This window comes from Pseudomonas fluorescens (assembly GCF_902497875.1).
GTDB lineage: Bacteria > Pseudomonadota > Gammaproteobacteria > Pseudomonadales > Pseudomonadaceae > Aquipseudomonas > Aquipseudomonas fluorescens_BR.
In genome coordinates, this window is record NZ_CABVHY010000025.1 from 41,535 (window position 1) to 56,263 (window position 14,729).

The window sequence follows — 14,729 nt, forward strand, 5'->3', positions numbered from 1 at the left end:
TGCCTAGAGCGCCGTAACAATAAAAATTTACAAGGTTTCATTGACATCGGCGCTCTGGTGATAGCTGAAATCGTCCAGAGTGTTATTGCGGCGGGGCCTGAGTCGACCCCACCTCTCAATGCTTACAAACGGAACTCATGCCCCAGATACACTTCCTTGACCAGTTCATTGGCCAGGATGGTCTCGGAGTCGCCTTCGGCGATCAGTTGGCCGTCGTTGACGATGTAGGCGGTCTCGCAGATATCGAGGGTTTCACGGACGTTGTGGTCGGTGATCAGTACGCCGATGCCCTTGGCCTTCAAGTGATAAATGATCTGCTTGATATCGCCTACCGAAATCGGGTCTACGCCGGCGAAAGGTTCGTCGAGCAGGATGAATTTCGGCGCTGTAGCCAGTGCGCGGGCGATTTCCACCCGACGACGTTCACCGCCGGACAGGCTCATGCCGAGGTTGTCGCGAATGTGGTGGATGTGGAACTCCTCCAGCAGGCCTTCCAGTTCCTTGCGACGATCGGCCTTGTCGAGTTCCTTGCGGGTCTCGAGGATGGCCATGATGTTGTCGGCGACCGATAGTTTGCGGAAGATCGACGCTTCTTGCGGCAGATAGCCGATGCCGGCCCGTGCCCGGCCGTGCATCGGCTGATGGCTGACGTCCAGATCATCGATCAATACCCGACCCTGATCGGCCTGGACCAGGCCGACGATCATGTAGAAACAGGTCGTCTTGCCGGCACCGTTTGGACCGAGCAGGCCGACGATCTGACCGCTGTCGATCGACAGGCTGACGTCGCGCACGACCTGACGGCTCTTGTAGCTCTTGGCCAGATGCTGAGCTTTCAGAGTTGCCATTACGGGGCCTTTTGCTCGTCGGTTTTCTTCTTCGGCTGGATCACCATGTCGATCCGCGGACGCGGCGCGGTCACCGTAGTACCAGTGGCGCGACCGGCATTGGCGACCTGTCTCTTGGTGTCGTAGACGATTTTTTCGCCTTCGGTGGTATTGCCTTCATTGATCACTTTGGCCTTGTCGATCAGCACTACGCGATCTTGCGAAGCGTGGTACTGGATGGTCACGGCATAGGCCTTGACCGGCTCGGTATCGCCGGCCTTCTGCAGCTGTTCGAAGTAAGCCAGGTTGCCGACGGAGGTGACCACGTCGATCTCGCCCGAAGCTGCGCGGGTGATGGTCACGGTATTGCCGGTGATCTTCATCGAACCCTGGGTGATGATCACATCGCCCTTGTAGGTGGCAATGCCTTGCTTGTCATCCAGCTGGGCGTCGTCGGCCTGAATGCGGATTGGTTGCTGGCTATCAGTCGGCAGAGCCCAGGCGCTCGCGCTTCCCAGTGCTGCGCTCAGGCTGAGCAAAATAGGGAGGGTTTTAACGAGACTCATACTGTCCTCTTACGTTCGATAGCAGGTGTATCCTGCTTTCTTTCAAATACGCTTTCATGCCCTTGCCAGTCGACACGCCACCAGCGCCGTCGATTCTAACGGCTTGCTCGGTCTGCGCATATTGCTTCTGAGGGAATACAGTCATGCGACTACTGGTAATAATCGTCGCACGGTTTTTCTCGTCGGTACGTGCGATACGTACCGAGTCGATCAGTTCGACTTCGGTGCCGCCCGGATTGACCTCGCCACGCTCGCTCTGGACGTGCCAGGGGTAAGTCGTGCCGCGATACAGGTTCAGGTCGGGTTTGGTCAGCAATGTCACATCGGTTGCTTTCAGGTGTTCGACCTTGTCGGCAGTCATTTCGTACTGCAACTTGCCATCGGGCAGGAACTGTACGCTGTGGGCATTGAGGGCGTAGTAGTCGATGGCCGTTTCGTCGACGACCACCCTCGGCCGCTCCATAAAGCGTTCCGGGCTGATGTTCCAGTAGCCAACGGCCGCAAACAGTGCAGCAATGGCTGTGAACATCAAAATGTTACGAACTTTTTTGCTCAGCATAGGTGGCTCTACAGGTAAGCGGCATTGGCTGCTTCAAGGTTGCCTTGGGCGCGCAGGATCAGCTCGCAGAATTCGCGTGCAGCTCCTTCGCCGCCACGGGCCTGGGTAATGCCGTGTGCATGTTCGCGGACAAAGCTGGCAGCGCTGGCGACCGCCATGCCCAGGCCTACGCGACGAATCACCGGCAGGTCAGGCAGGTCGTCACCGAGGTAGGCGACTTGCTCATAGCTTAGGTTGAGTTGGGCAAGAAGCTCGTCGAGTACGACCAGTTTGTCTTCGCGGCCCTGATAAAGATGAGGAATCCCGAGATTTTTCGCCCGACGCTCGACCACCGGGGTTTTTCGGCCGCTGATAATAGCCGTCTGCACGCCCGTTGCCATCAGCATTTTGATGCCCTGGCCGTCGAGGGTGTTGAACGTCTTGAACTCGCTGCCGTCTTCGAGAAAGTACAGGCGGCCATCGGTCAGCACGCCGTCGACATCGAAAACCGCCAGTTTGATGTTTTTACCGCGTTGCAAAAGATCAGTGCTCATTACATTACTCCCGCACGCAGCAAGTCGTGCATATTCAAGGCACCCACCGGCCGGTCATCGGCATCGACCACCACCAGGGCGTTGATTTTGTTGTCTTCCATGATTTTCAGGGCTTCGGCTGCGAGCATCTCGGCCCGCGCGGTCTTGCCATGAGCAGTCATCACTTCATCGATTTTGGCGCTGTGGATGTCAATGGTGCGGTCGAGCGTGCGGCGCAAGTCACCATCCGTGAAAATCCCCGCCAGGCGTCCGTCGGCCTCGAGCACCACGGTCATGCCCAGACCTTTGCGAGTCATTTCCATCAAGGCGTCTTTGAGCAAGGTGCCGCGCTGCACTTGCGGTAGCTCCTTCCCTGCGTGCATGACGTTTTCCACTTTCAGCAGCAGGCGACGACCGAGAGCACCGCCCGGATGGGAAAAGGCGAAATCTTCGGCGGTGAAACCCCGCGCTTCAAGGAGGGCGACCGCCAGTGCGTCGCCCATCACCAGCGCAGCGGTGGTCGAAGAGGTCGGCGCCAGGTTCAGCGGGCAGGCTTCGTGCTCGACATGGACATTGAGATTGACCTCGGCAGCCTTGGCCAGCGCTGAGTCGGGGTTGCCGGTCATGCTGATCAACTGAATGCCCAGACGCTTGATCAGCGGCAACAGTGTGATGATTTCATTGGTTGAACCGGAGTTGGACAGCGCAAGGATGATGTCATCCCGGGTAATCATGCCCATGTCACCGTGGCTGGCTTCAGCCGGGTGGACGAAAAATGCCGTAGTGCCGGTGCTGGCCAGGGTGGCGGCGATCTTGTTGCCGATGTGCCCGGATTTACCCATGCCCACCACTACTATGCGGCCTTTGCTGGCCAGAATCATCTCGCAAGCGCGTACGAAATCTGCGTCGATATGGGCCAGCAAGCCTTGTACGGCTTCAAGCTCGAGGCGGATGGTGCGTTGTGCTGATTGAATCAGGTCGCTGGATTGGCTCATGACAGAAGTCGAATACCCTGGTGAAAAGGCGGCGATTATAGCGGTAATGATCGATTCCCTCACGCAAGTTCGTCAGGCTTTGTGTGGCTGGTTTTGCCGAGCCGCTCTATTAAGCCGCTTTTTGCCTGTCCAGTTGCTGAACAGGCATGGCTTCGGCCTTGGGGGCTCTGCATCAGCAGTGATATAGTTCGCCGCCAGTTCGGCCTGCCCAGGATCCATGTGCTTTTGGTAGGGCGCCAGGCGTCCGAGTGAGAGGCTGCATCGCAAGGAGTTTAGATGAGTGCCGATAACGCCTACGCGGTCGAGCTGAAGGGATTGTCCTTCAAGCGCGGTGCGCGCAGCATTTTCAATAACGTCGATATTCGCATACCGCGGGGCAAGGTTACCGGCATCATGGGGCCTTCCGGCTGCGGTAAAACCACGCTGCTGCGGCTGATGGGCGCCCAGTTGCGGCCCAGCAGCGGCGAAGTCTGGGTCAACGGCCAGAACCTGCCGCAGCTTTCGCGCAGCGATCTGTTCGATGCACGCAAGCAAATGGGTGTGTTGTTTCAAAGCGGCGCATTGTTTACGGATCTGGACGTGTTCGAGAACGTGGCCTTTCCGCTGCGCGTTCACACCCAGTTACCGGATGAAATGATCCGCGACATCGTCTTGCTGAAATTGCAGGCGGTGGGGCTGCGTGGCGCCATCGATCTGATGCCGGACGAGTTGTCGGGCGGCATGAAGCGGCGCGTCGCCCTGGCGCGAGCCATTGCCCTCGATCCGCAGATCCTTATGTACGACGAGCCCTTTGTCGGTCAGGACCCTATCGCCATGGGCGTGCTGGTGCGCCTGATTCGTCTGCTCAACGATGCCTTGGGAATCACCAGTATCGTGGTTTCCCACGACCTGGCCGAGACCGCGAGCATTGCCGACTATCTGTATGTGGTTGGCGATGAGCAGGTGTTGGGGCAGGGGACTCCCGAAGAGTTGATGAACTCCGACAACCCGCGCATTCGCCAATTCATGACCGGCGAACCGGATGGCCCGGTACCGTTTCACTTTCCGGCGCAGGATTATCGCGCAGATCTTCTGGGGAAGCGCTGATGCGCAAGAAATCACTGATTGAGAGGGTTCGCCTCTTCGGTCGCTCGGCCATCGACATTGTCGAAGTGCTGGGGCGTTCGGGGCTGTTTCTGTTTCATGCGCTGCTCGGACGCGGCAGCATCGGCGGCGGATTTGGCCTGCTGGTCAAGCAACTGCATGCGGTCGGCGTGATGTCCCTGGTGATCATTGTGGTCTCCGGGATCTTCATCGGCATGGTGCTGGCGCTGCAAGGCTTCAATATTCTGTCCGGCTACGGTTCGGAACAGGCGGTCGGGCAGATGGTTGCGCTGACCTTGCTGCGCGAGCTGGGGCCGGTGGTCACGGCCTTGCTGTTCGCCGGGCGTGCTGGTTCGGCCCTTACCGCCGAAATCGGTAACATGAAATCCACCGAGCAGCTCTCCAGTCTGGAAATGATTGGTGTGGATCCGCTGAAGTACATCATTGCCCCGCGCCTCTGGGCCGGTTTCATTTCCCTGCCGTTGCTGGCGATGATTTTCAGCGTGGTAGGAATCTGGGGCGGCTCCTGGGTGGCCGTCGACTGGCTTGGCGTGTATGAAGGTTCCTACTGGTCGAACATGCAAAATAGCGTGAATTTCAGTGACGATGTGCTCAATGGTGTGATCAAAAGCATCGTCTTTGCCTTTGTAGTGACCTGGATTGCCGTATTCCAAGGCTATGACTGTGAGCCCACCTCCGAGGGGATCAGTCGTGCCACCACCAAGACCGTGGTGTACGCCTCATTGGCCATTCTCGGCCTGGACTTTATTTTGACTGCCTTGATGTTTGGAGATTTCTGATGCAAAACCGCACCCTGGAAATCGGTGTCGGCCTTTTCTTGCTGGCTGGCATCCTGGCTTTGTTGTTGCTTGCGTTGCGGGTCAGTGGTCTGTCCCCGACGTCGAGCACCGATAGCTATAAACTTTATGCATATTTCGACAATATCGCCGGTTTGACGGTCAGATCCAAAGTGACCATGGCCGGTGTAACCATCGGCAAGGTCACGGCTATCGATCTGGATCGCGACAGTTTCACCGGTCGGGTCACGCTGCAGCTGGAAAAGCGGGTAGATAATCTGCCGACGGATTCCACTGCATCGATCCTGACCGCTGGCCTGTTGGGTGAGAAGTACATCGGCCTCAGCGTGGGCGGGGAGGAGACCCTGCTCAAGGATGGTTCGACCATTCATGACACCCAGTCATCGCTGGTGCTCGAAGACCTGATCGGTAAATTCCTGCTCAATACCGTTAGCAAAGACGCCAAATAAGGAGTTTTTCATGATCTCTACCTTGCGACGTGGCCTGTTGGTGTTACTCGCGGCCTTGCCGTTGATGGCTAACGCCGTGGCAGCGCCTTCCGCGCACGATCTGGTCCAGGACACCACGACCCGGTTGCTGGCCGATCTGGCCGCCAATAAAGAGAAGTACAAACAAAGCCCAAGTGCGTTCTACGATGCCCTGAACGGTATCGTCGGCCCTGCGATCGATGCCGATGGCATTTCCCGCAGCATCATGACGGTCAAGTATTCGCGTAAAGCCACGCCTGACCAGATGGCGCGCTTTCAGGACAACTTCAAGCGCAGCCTGATGCAGTTCTATGGCAACGCCTTGCTCGAATACAACAACCAGGGCATCACCGTTTCCCCTGCCAAGGAAGAAGGCAAGGACCGCACCAGCGTCGATATGCAGGTCAAGGGCACCAACGGCTCGATCTACCCGGTTTCCTACACCTTGACCAAAGTCAACGGTGAGTGGAAAGTCCGCAACGTGATCATCAACGGCATCAATATCGGTAAGTTGTTCCGTGATCAGTTCGCTGACGCCATGCAGCGCAATGGCAACGATCTGGACAAGACCATCAATGGTTGGGCCGGTGAAGTCGCCAAAGCCAAGGAAAAGACCGAAGAATCCACCGAGAAGACTGTGCAATGAATGAGTCGGCTGTCCGTATGGGCGCGCCTGGCGAGCTGTTGCTCAGTGGCGTACTGGATTACCGCAGTGGTCCCGATCTGCGCAAGGAAGGCCAGGCCTTGATTAAAGCCAGTACGGCCGAGTCCCTGGTTGTCGATTGCTCGGCGGTGCAGAAGTCCAGCAGCGTCGGTCTGTCGTTGTTGCTGGCCTTCATGCGTGATGCGCAAGCGGCCGGCAAGGCGTTGAGCATCCGGGCGTTACCCGACGATATGCGAGAAATTGCTCAGGTCAGCGGTTTGACCGAGCTGTTGGCGCATCCCTAACTATCATCTATAGAGAGGCCCCCCGTCAGAGTCCTGCTTAGCGGGGTTCGCAGGCGCGGGGCTTTTTTGTATGATGTCCGACCCGCGCGCACAGGGCGCCGATTGAGGTTGAGCATGCAGGCCACAGAAGTGAAGAGCTTTCTTGAGGGGAAGCTGCCCGGAACGCTGGTAGAAGTTGAGGGCGAAGGCTGCAATTTTCAGCTGAACGTGATTAGTGACGAACTGGTGGCATTGAGCCCGGTCAAGCGTCAGCAGAGCGTTTATGCCCATTTGAACCCATGGATCGCCGATGGCAGCATCCACGCGGTCACTATGAAATTTTTCAGCAGCACGGCCTGGGCCGAGCGCACCTGAGCCCAAGGGCGACGAGATTCTTATGGATAAATTGATTATTACCGGCGGGGCTCGTCTTGATGGCGAAATCCGCATCTCCGGGGCAAAGAACTCTGCCCTGCCGATTCTGGCTGCAACCTTGCTGTGCGATGGCCCGGTGACGGTCGCCAACCTGCCGCACCTGCACGACATCACCACCATGATCGAACTGTTCGGTCGCATGGGCATTGAGCCGGTGATCGACGAAAAACTCAGCGTCGAAATCGATCCACGCACCATCAAGACGTTGATCGCCCCGTACGAACTGGTGAAAACCATGCGTGCCTCGATCCTGGTGCTGGGCCCGATGGTTGCCCGTTTCGGTGAAGCCGAAGTCGCACTGCCTGGCGGTTGCGCCATTGGTTCGCGTCCGGTCGACCTGCACATCCGTGGCCTCGAAGCCATGGGCGCGATCATTGACGTCGAAGGCGGCTACATCAAGGCCAAGGCGCCTGAAGGCGGCTTGCGCGGTGCGCACTTCTTCTTCGATACCGTCAGCGTGACCGGTACCGAAAACATCATGATGGCCGCCGCTCTGGCCAAGGGCCGCAGCGTTCTGGCAAACGCCGCGCGCGAGCCTGAAGTCATCGACCTGGCGAACTTCCTGATCGCCATGGGCGCCAAGATCACCGGCGCCGGCACCGACACCATCACCATCGATGGTGTTGAGCGTCTGCATCCGACGACCTACAAAGTGATGCCTGACCGTATCGAAACCGGGACCTACCTGGTCGCTGCTGCCGTGACTGGCGGCCGTGTGAAGGTCAAGGACACCGATCCGACGATCCTTGAAGCCGTACTGGAAAAACTCAAGGAAGCCGGTGCCGAAATCACCTGCGGTGAAGACTGGATCGAGCTGAACATGCACGGCAAGCGGCCAAAAGCCGTGAACATCCGTACGGCTCCGTACCCGGCGTTCCCGACTGACATGCAGGCACAGTTCATCTCGCTCAACGCGATTGCCGAAGGCACTGGCGCGGTAATCGAGACCATCTTCGAAAACCGCTTCATGCACGTGTATGAATTGCACCGCATGGGCGCCAAGATCCAGGTCGAAGGCAACACCGCGATCGTTACCGGCACCGAAAAGCTTAAAGGCGCGCCAGTCATGGCTACCGACTTGCGGGCTTCGGCCAGCCTGGTGATTTCGGCGTTGATCGCCGAAGGCGACACGCTGATCGATCGCATTTACCACATAGACCGTGGTTACGAGTGCATCGAAGAGAAACTGCAGATGCTCGGCGCGAAGATCCGCCGCGTACCGGGCTAGTTTCTGCGTCAAGGGCACAGGGATGTGCCCGACAGCTGGTTTTCGTTCCAAATCGAGCCTGAGCTTTTTCAGGCTCGATGTGTGTCTGGCGCCGTTTGCGACCGGGCATGAGTATCCTGATAAGGACTTACGTTTCCCATGTTGACCATCGCACTGTCCAAGGGCCGCATCCTCGACGACACCCTGCCGCTTCTGGCTGAAGCGGGCATTGTGCCGACCGAGAATCCGGACAAGAGCCGCAAGCTGATCATCCCCACGACCCAGGCCGATGTGCGCTTGCTGATCGTGCGTGCCACCGATGTGCCGACTTACGTCGAGCATGGTGCCGCCGACCTCGGTGTGGCCGGTAAAGATGTGTTGATGGAATACGGTGGCCAGGGCCTGTACGAGCCCCTGGACCTGCGAATTGCCCTGTGCAAGCTGATGACCGCCGGCCGTATTGGTGACGTCGAGCCCAAGGGCCGCCTGCGAGTGGCGACCAAGTTCGTCAACGTCGCCAAGCGTTATTACGCCGAGCAGGGCCGTCAGGTCGACATCATCAAGCTCTACGGCTCGATGGAACTGGCGCCGCTGATCGGTCTGGCCGACAAGATCATCGACGTGGTCGATACCGGCAACACCTTGCGCGCCAATGGCCTGGAACCCCAGGACTTTATTGCCGACATCAGCTCCCGGCTGATCGTCAACAAGGCCTCCATGAAGATGCAGCACGCCCGTATCCAGGCGCTTATCGATACCCTGCGTAAAGCGGTAGAGTCGCGACACCGCGGCTGAGTCACCCGCGCGGCCCAGGTCGCGCCCATCTATCCGTGTCATAGCCAGAATTCTCAGGTGCCCACGCGGATGGCTTGGTAGTCTTGCGGCGCCTGAGCTTTTGCAAACACGGTTTGCATTCGTAAGCTTTGCCCATTTGAGCATTCGCCAATTATCGAGGCCTTCGCCATGACCGCTCCCACTGCAATTCGCCGACTCAACGCTGCTGATCCGGATTTCGCACATCATCTGGATCATCTGCTGAGCTGGGAAAGTGTGTCTGACGACGCGGTCAATCAGCGGGTGCTGGACATTATCAAGGCCGTGCGCGAGCGTGGCGATGCCGCGCTGGTGGAATTCACCCAGCGTTTCGACGGTCTACAAGTGGCGTCGATGGCGGACCTGATCCTGCCACGCGAGCGTCTGGAACTGGCCCTGACCCGAATTACCGCGCCCCAGCGTGAAGCCCTGGAAAAGGCCGCAACGCGGGTGCGCAGCTACCACGAAAAACAGAAACAGGAATCCTGGAGCTACACCGAAGCCGACGGTACGGTGCTGGGCCAGAAAGTCACGCCAATTGATCGCGCGGGTCTGTACGTACCGGGTGGCAAGGCGTCCTATCCGTCCTCGGTGTTGATGAACGCGATTCCGGCCAAGGTCGCGGGCGTGGCCGAAGTGGTCATGGTCGTTCCGACCCCGCGCGGTGAAATCAACGAGTTGGTGCTGGCCGCGGCCTGCATCGCTGGCGTCGATCGGGTGTTCACCATCGGTGGCGCCCAGGCGGTTGCCGCGTTGGCGTACGGCACCGAAAGCGTGCCCAAGGTCGACAAAGTGGTCGGCCCGGGCAATATCTATGTGGCCACCGCCAAGCGTCACGTATTCGGCCAGGTCGGTATCGACATGATCGCCGGTCCGTCCGAGATCCTGGTGGTCTGCGATGGTCAGACCGATCCGGACTGGATTGCCATGGACCTGTTCTCCCAGGCCGAGCACGACGAAGATGCCCAGGCGATCCTGGTCAGCCCGGACGCCGAGTTCCTCGACAAGGTCGCCGCGAGCATCGCCAAACTGTTGCCGACCATGGAGCGCGCCGAGATCATCGAGACTTCGATCAATGGCCGTGGTGCGCTGATCAAAGTTCGCGATATGGAGCAAGCCATCGAAGTGGCCAACCGCATCGCGCCGGAGCACCTGGAGTTGTCGGTCGCCGATCCGCAGGCCTGGTTGCCGCAGATCCGTCACGCCGGTGCGATCTTCATGGGTCGCCACACTTCAGAAGCCTTGGGCGACTACTGTGCAGGTCCGAACCACGTATTGCCGACTTCCGGCACCGCGCGGTTCTCCTCGCCGCTGGGTGTGTACGACTTCCAGAAACGCTCGTCGATCATCTTCTGCTCCGAGCAGGGTGCGTCCGAACTGGGCAAAACCGCTTCCGTGCTGGCCCGTGGCGAGTCGCTGACCGCTCACGCCCGCAGCGCCGAATACCGCATCGTTGAAGAAGGGAAAAAAGCATGAGTAAATTCTGGAGTCCCTTCGTCAAGAGTCTGGTGCCTTACGTTCCGGGCGAACAGCCGAAACTGGCGAAGCTGGTGAAGCTCAACACCAACGAAAATCCGTACGGACCATCGCCTAAAGCCCTGGCGGCGATGCAGACCGAACTCAATGACAACCTGCGTCTGTACCCGGACCCGAACAGTGATGTGCTGAAACAAGCCGTTGCCAAGTATTACGGCGTGCAGGGCAGTCAGGTGTTTCTCGGCAATGGTTCCGATGAAGTCCTGGCGCACATCTTCCACGGTTTGCTGCAACACGATCAGCCGCTGCTGTTCCCGGACATCAGCTACAGCTTCTACCCGGTTTACTGTGGCTTGTATGGCATTAAGTTTGATGCCGTGCCGCTGAACGAGCAGTTCCAGATCAGCCCGGCGGACTACGCCAAGCCGAACGGCGGGATCATTTTCCCGAACCCTAACGCACCGACCGGTTGCCTGTTGGCACTGGAGGCGGTGGAGCAAATCCTCAAGGCCAGCCCGGACTCGGTGGTGGTGGTGGATGAGGCTTACATTGACTTCGGCGGCGAGACGGCAATCACCCTTGTGGACCGTTATCCGAACCTTCTGGTGACTCAGACCCTGTCCAAGTCCCGTTCGTTGGCCGGCCTGCGGGTGGGTCTGGCGGTGGGGCACCCGGACTTGATCGAGGCGTTGGAGCGGATCAAGAACAGCTTCAACTCCTACCCCCTGGATCGTCTGGCCATTGTGGGCGCGGCGGCGGCGTTCGAGGATCGCGAGTACTTCGACAAGACCTGCCGGTTAGTGATCGAGAGCCGTGACAAAGTAGTCGCGCAGTTGCAGACCAAGGGCTTTGAAGTACTGCCGTCGGCGGCGAACTTCATTTTCGCTCGTCACCCGAAACACGATGCAGCTGGCCTGGCGGCGAAGTTGCGCGAGCAGGGGGTGATCGTCCGGCACTTCAAGCAAGAGCGGATTGCTCAATTCCTGCGGATCAGCATCGGCACGCCAGAGCAGAACCAGGCGTTGATTGACGGCCTCAGCGACCTTTAAACCGCTATCGTCGGAACGCCGCCCGGAGCAAGCTCGCTCCCACACTGGTTCTGCGCTGATCACAAATTTGTGGCCAACCGAAAACCCTGTGGGAGCGAGCTTGCTCGCGATTGGCATCACCACAGATGCCAAGCCCTACTCGTGATGCGCCTCCCCCAGGAACGTCAGCGAACTGAACACCCCCCGCGTCGCCACATCGGCATTGTCCTTCAGTGGAATGTCCATCTGCGCCGCAATCACATTCAACCCCTCATTACGCACCAGTACCTGCGCCCGACCTTCGGCATCTGTCTCTGTGCTCAGGGTATTGGGGGCATTGCGATAATCGCCAATCAACTTCACCCCGGCCGCCGGTTTGCCATCGAGCAACACCCGAACCGGCAATGACTGGCCCGGCCCTACGGTCAGCGGATCAACTTCCGGCAGAATCAGCAGTTTGATCTGATCAAGTCTGGGCAGCTTCGCCCCCGGCTGATAGATCGCCAGGCTGTATTTAAAGGTCTGGGTCGATTCGACGGCACCCGGCACTTTGCTGCGCCCCTGATTGATCCACTGCTTGTCGGCAGTCTGTGACCACATACCATTATCCAGTGCTACCGCCAGGACCGCGGGCGGCTTGAGCGGTTGCAGGCGTGCGTGGTCGACCAGGCGCCGCACGCTCACCGGGATCCTCTTGCCGCCGAGATCATAGGCCCAGGCGCCGCTGATTTTCTGCGCCTTGAAGGCATTGTCCTCGGCGCCATGACCATAAATGACTTCGATATTGCCGCGCCGCTGTTCGGTCCATAGACCGTGGGCCGGACCTGAGTGGAGAACAGCAGGCCGAGCAGCGCCAGTAATTTGAATGGTTGCATGGTGACTTCCTTTTACAGATTGAGTGTCAGGCTGACGGTGAAATTGCGCGGCTCGCCGGGATTGACCCAGTAATTGCTGTAGGAGCGCTCGTAGTATTTTTCGTCGAACAGGTTGTTCAGGTTCAGGCCTACCGTGAGGTTTTCGCTGGCCTTGTAATGGGCCAGCAGGTCGATGGTGTGGTAGGCCGGCAGTTCGAAGTCGCTGCCGGCTTCACCCGAACGATCGCCGACATAGGTGAGCGCCGCACCAAGGTCCGAACCGCGAAACCGGCCGTCCTGAAATTCATACACGCCGAGCAAACTGCCGCTGCGTTTGGCCACGCCGAGAATTCGGCTGCCGGTGGGAATCACTGCGTCGCCTTGGGTCACTTCGGCATCGATATAGGCGAAGGCGCCGATCACTCGTACTGCGTTGCTGAGTTGGCCGGCGACTTGCAGGTCAACGCCCTGGCTGCGGGCCTTGCCCATGGCGCGACGGGTGTCAGTGCCCGGGTCGAGGGCCAGCACGTTTTCTTTCTCGATATGGAAGGCGGCGAGGGTGGCGCTCAGGCGCTCGTCGAACAGCTCGCTTTTGATCCCGATTTCGTAGCCCACACCTTCCTCCGGATCGAAGGATTTACCGGCGGCGTCCAGACCGTTGTTCGGCTTGAACGAAGTGGAGGCGTTGGCGAACAGCCCGACTTGCGGCGTCAGTTGGTAGAGCAGGCCGGCCCGCTGGGTCAAGGCGTCATGGCTTTGCCTGTTGCTGGCGTTCCTCGCGTGGTCGTCGACCTTCTGCTCGAAGTGTTCGATGCGCGCTCCGAGCATGCCCCGCAGGCGCTCGGTGAAAACGATCTGGTCTTGCAGGTTCAGCGCTTGGCTTTCAACGTGCTCGAAGAAGTCCGTGCCCGAGCGGGCGCCATCGGGTTTCGGCTGGCCGTAAACCGGGTGGTAGATGTCGATGGCATAGGGGCTTCCGGCGATAGTGCTGACCCGCTCGTTCTTGCGGTAGTTCTCGTATTCGCTGCCGATCAGCAGTTCGTGCTGCCAGCTGCCGATGTCGAACAGGCCGCGCAGTTCCAGCTGGGTAATGCTGTCGTGCCAATTGCTGTCGCGCTCGCGGTAGCGACGATTGACAGTGTGGCCGTCTGCATTCAGCGGGCGAGCCTCGGAAGCGAAGCCCCAGAGTTTGCCTTCCTTGTAATGGCTGGCCAGGCGCAGCTTCCAACTGTCGTTGAGCTGATGTTCGAGGGCGGCTTGAAGCAGGTTGTTGTGGTTATTGATGTCGCTGTCATTGGGCTCGCCAAGGTAGGTCGAGCGCGATATACCGCTCCATCGGTTATTGGGCGCGACGATGCCGCGGTCGAAGGTCGAACTGTGACGGACGAATTCGCTTTCCAGCAACAGGCTGGTGTCCGGGTTCAGTTGCCAGCTGAAGGAGGGCGCGACGAACACTCGTTTGCTGTCGACGTGGTCGCGAAAGCTGTGGTTGTCCTCGACGGCCAGGTTCACCCGGGACAGGACGTTGCCGTTGTCATCCAGCGGTGTATTGAGGTCCAGGGCCGTGCGGTAGCGATCCCAGCTGCCGGCGCTGGTTTGCAGGGTAGTGAACGCTTCAGGCTGTGGCTTCTTGGTGACGATGTTTACAGTGCCGCCGGGATCGCCGCGTCCATAAAGGCTGGCTGCCGGGCCTTTGAGCACTTCGATGCGCTCGATGTTGGCGGCATCCGGGGTGCTCGGGTAACCGCGGTTGGCGCTGAAACCGTCCTTGTAGAACTCCGAGGTGGTGAAGCCGCGCACGCTGTACTCGTACAGGGTCAGGCCGCCGAAGTTGTTCTGTTTCGAGACGCCGCCGGCAAATTCCAGGGCTCGTTCGACACGGGTGCTGCCCAAATCATTGAGCACGCTGGCGGGAATCACGCTGATGGACTGCGGGATGTCCTTGATCGCCGTGTCAGTTTTGGTCGCGCTGGATGAGCGGGTGGCGCGATAACCCTGGACCGAACCGGTAGGGGATTCGTAGTCGGAGGTGACGCTGATGACGTCCAGTTCGAGGGGTTGCGGCTCTTCGGCGAAGACCGGATCTCCCAGCAGGCCGAGGGCCAGACCTGCCAGGGTGACAATTTTGCGAGATGTCATGACATCGTTCCAATAGCGATATT

17 protein-coding genes and 1 pseudogene are annotated in these 14,729 nt (G+C 59.0%); 11 read left to right on the forward strand and 7 right to left on the reverse strand.

Translation table 11 applies throughout. The features are described 5' to 3' along the window. Positions 1 to 122 precede the first annotated feature (122 nt). Genes lptB through F8N85_RS23290 form a run of 5 tightly spaced genes read right to left on the reverse strand, consistent with a single transcriptional unit; the run spans position 123 to position 3,459 of the window. Positions 123 to 848, reverse strand: a complete 726-nt coding sequence (gene lptB / locus F8N85_RS23270; protein WP_150805859.1) for an LPS export ABC transporter ATP-binding protein — start codon at positions 846 to 848, stop codon at positions 123 to 125. After that, positions 848 to 1,393, reverse strand: coding sequence for a lipopolysaccharide transport periplasmic protein LptA (gene lptA, locus F8N85_RS23275; RefSeq protein ID WP_150805860.1), 546 nt, complete (start codon positions 1,391 to 1,393; stop codon positions 848 to 850). Before lptA ends, lptB begins: the two co-directional genes overlap by 1 nt. Continuing rightward, a complete protein-coding gene (lptC, locus tag F8N85_RS23280; RefSeq protein WP_150805861.1) occupies positions 1,380 to 1,952 on the reverse strand; it encodes an LPS export ABC transporter periplasmic protein LptC in 573 nt (190 codons plus the stop codon). The genes lptA and lptC overlap by 14 nt, the downstream gene beginning before the upstream one ends. 8 nt (positions 1,953 to 1,960) lie before the next feature. Further along, positions 1,961 to 2,485 (reverse strand): KdsC family phosphatase, encoded by a 525-nt coding sequence (locus F8N85_RS23285; RefSeq protein ID WP_150805862.1) that lies wholly within the window; start codon positions 2,483 to 2,485, stop codon positions 1,961 to 1,963. Then, positions 2,485 to 3,459: a KpsF/GutQ family sugar-phosphate isomerase gene (locus tag F8N85_RS23290; protein WP_150805863.1), complete on the reverse strand. Its 975-nt coding sequence runs from the start codon at positions 3,457 to 3,459 to the stop codon at positions 2,485 to 2,487. Before F8N85_RS23290 ends, F8N85_RS23285 begins: the two co-directional genes overlap by 1 nt. Here F8N85_RS23290 and F8N85_RS23295 point away from each other — a divergent pair. From F8N85_RS23295 to hisC, 11 genes are all read left to right on the forward strand, one after another. Further along, positions 3,458 to 3,646 (forward strand): hypothetical protein, encoded by a 189-nt coding sequence (locus F8N85_RS23295; RefSeq protein WP_150805864.1) that lies wholly within the window; start codon positions 3,458 to 3,460, stop codon positions 3,644 to 3,646. The two genes, F8N85_RS23290 and F8N85_RS23295, sit on opposite strands and share 2 nt — an antisense overlap. A gap of 89 nt (positions 3,647 to 3,735) precedes the next feature. Then, positions 3,736 to 4,545, forward strand: coding sequence for an ATP-binding cassette domain-containing protein (locus F8N85_RS23300; protein WP_150805865.1), 810 nt, complete (start codon positions 3,736 to 3,738; stop codon positions 4,543 to 4,545). Continuing rightward, complete coding sequence (gene mlaE, locus F8N85_RS23305; protein ID WP_150805866.1) at positions 4,545 to 5,342, forward strand: lipid asymmetry maintenance ABC transporter permease subunit MlaE; 798 nt, start codon at positions 4,545 to 4,547, stop codon at positions 5,340 to 5,342. Before F8N85_RS23300 ends, mlaE begins: the two co-directional genes overlap by 1 nt. Then, positions 5,342 to 5,809 (forward strand): outer membrane lipid asymmetry maintenance protein MlaD, encoded by a 468-nt coding sequence (gene mlaD, locus F8N85_RS23310; protein WP_150805867.1) that lies wholly within the window; start codon positions 5,342 to 5,344, stop codon positions 5,807 to 5,809. Before mlaE ends, mlaD begins: the two co-directional genes overlap by 1 nt. Before the next feature lie 10 nt (positions 5,810 to 5,819). After that, positions 5,820 to 6,473 carry a phospholipid-binding protein MlaC gene (locus tag F8N85_RS23315; protein ID WP_150805868.1) on the forward strand — a complete coding sequence of 218 codons (654 nt, stop codon included), beginning with the start codon at positions 5,820 to 5,822 and terminating at the stop codon, positions 6,471 to 6,473. After that, positions 6,470 to 6,775, forward strand: coding sequence for a lipid asymmetry maintenance protein MlaB (locus F8N85_RS23320; protein WP_150805869.1), 306 nt, complete (start codon positions 6,470 to 6,472; stop codon positions 6,773 to 6,775). Before F8N85_RS23315 ends, F8N85_RS23320 begins: the two co-directional genes overlap by 4 nt. Before the next feature lie 114 nt (positions 6,776 to 6,889). Beyond that, positions 6,890 to 7,129: a BolA family protein gene (locus tag F8N85_RS23325; RefSeq protein ID WP_150805870.1), complete on the forward strand. Its 240-nt coding sequence runs from the start codon at positions 6,890 to 6,892 to the stop codon at positions 7,127 to 7,129. A gap of 22 nt (positions 7,130 to 7,151) precedes the next feature. After that, a complete protein-coding gene (murA, locus tag F8N85_RS23330) occupies positions 7,152 to 8,417 on the forward strand; it encodes a UDP-N-acetylglucosamine 1-carboxyvinyltransferase (RefSeq protein WP_150805871.1) in 1,266 nt (421 codons plus the stop codon). A 138-nt stretch (positions 8,418 to 8,555) separates the two neighbouring features. Beyond that, a complete protein-coding gene (gene hisG / locus F8N85_RS23335) occupies positions 8,556 to 9,191 on the forward strand; it encodes an ATP phosphoribosyltransferase (RefSeq protein ID WP_150805872.1) in 636 nt (211 codons plus the stop codon). 168 nt (positions 9,192 to 9,359) lie between these two features. Then, positions 9,360 to 10,685: a histidinol dehydrogenase gene (gene hisD / locus F8N85_RS23340; RefSeq protein WP_150805873.1), complete on the forward strand. Its 1,326-nt coding sequence runs from the start codon at positions 9,360 to 9,362 to the stop codon at positions 10,683 to 10,685. Further along, entirely contained in the window at positions 10,682 to 11,734 is a 1,053-nt protein-coding gene (gene hisC / locus F8N85_RS23345; RefSeq protein ID WP_150805874.1) for a histidinol-phosphate transaminase, read from the forward strand. Before hisD ends, hisC begins: the two co-directional genes overlap by 4 nt. A gap of 135 nt (positions 11,735 to 11,869) precedes the next feature. On the opposite strand, the pseudogene F8N85_RS23350 reads toward hisC, so the two are convergent. After that, positions 11,870 to 12,588 (reverse strand): annotated as a pseudogene (locus tag F8N85_RS23350) (DUF4198 domain-containing protein). Positions 12,589 to 12,600: 12 nt separating this feature from the next. Further along, on the reverse strand, positions 12,601 to 14,706 hold the full coding sequence (locus F8N85_RS23355) for a TonB-dependent siderophore receptor (RefSeq protein WP_150805875.1): 2,106 nt from the start codon (positions 14,704 to 14,706) through the stop codon (positions 12,601 to 12,603). Between the last annotated feature and the right edge of the window lie 23 nt (positions 14,707 to 14,729).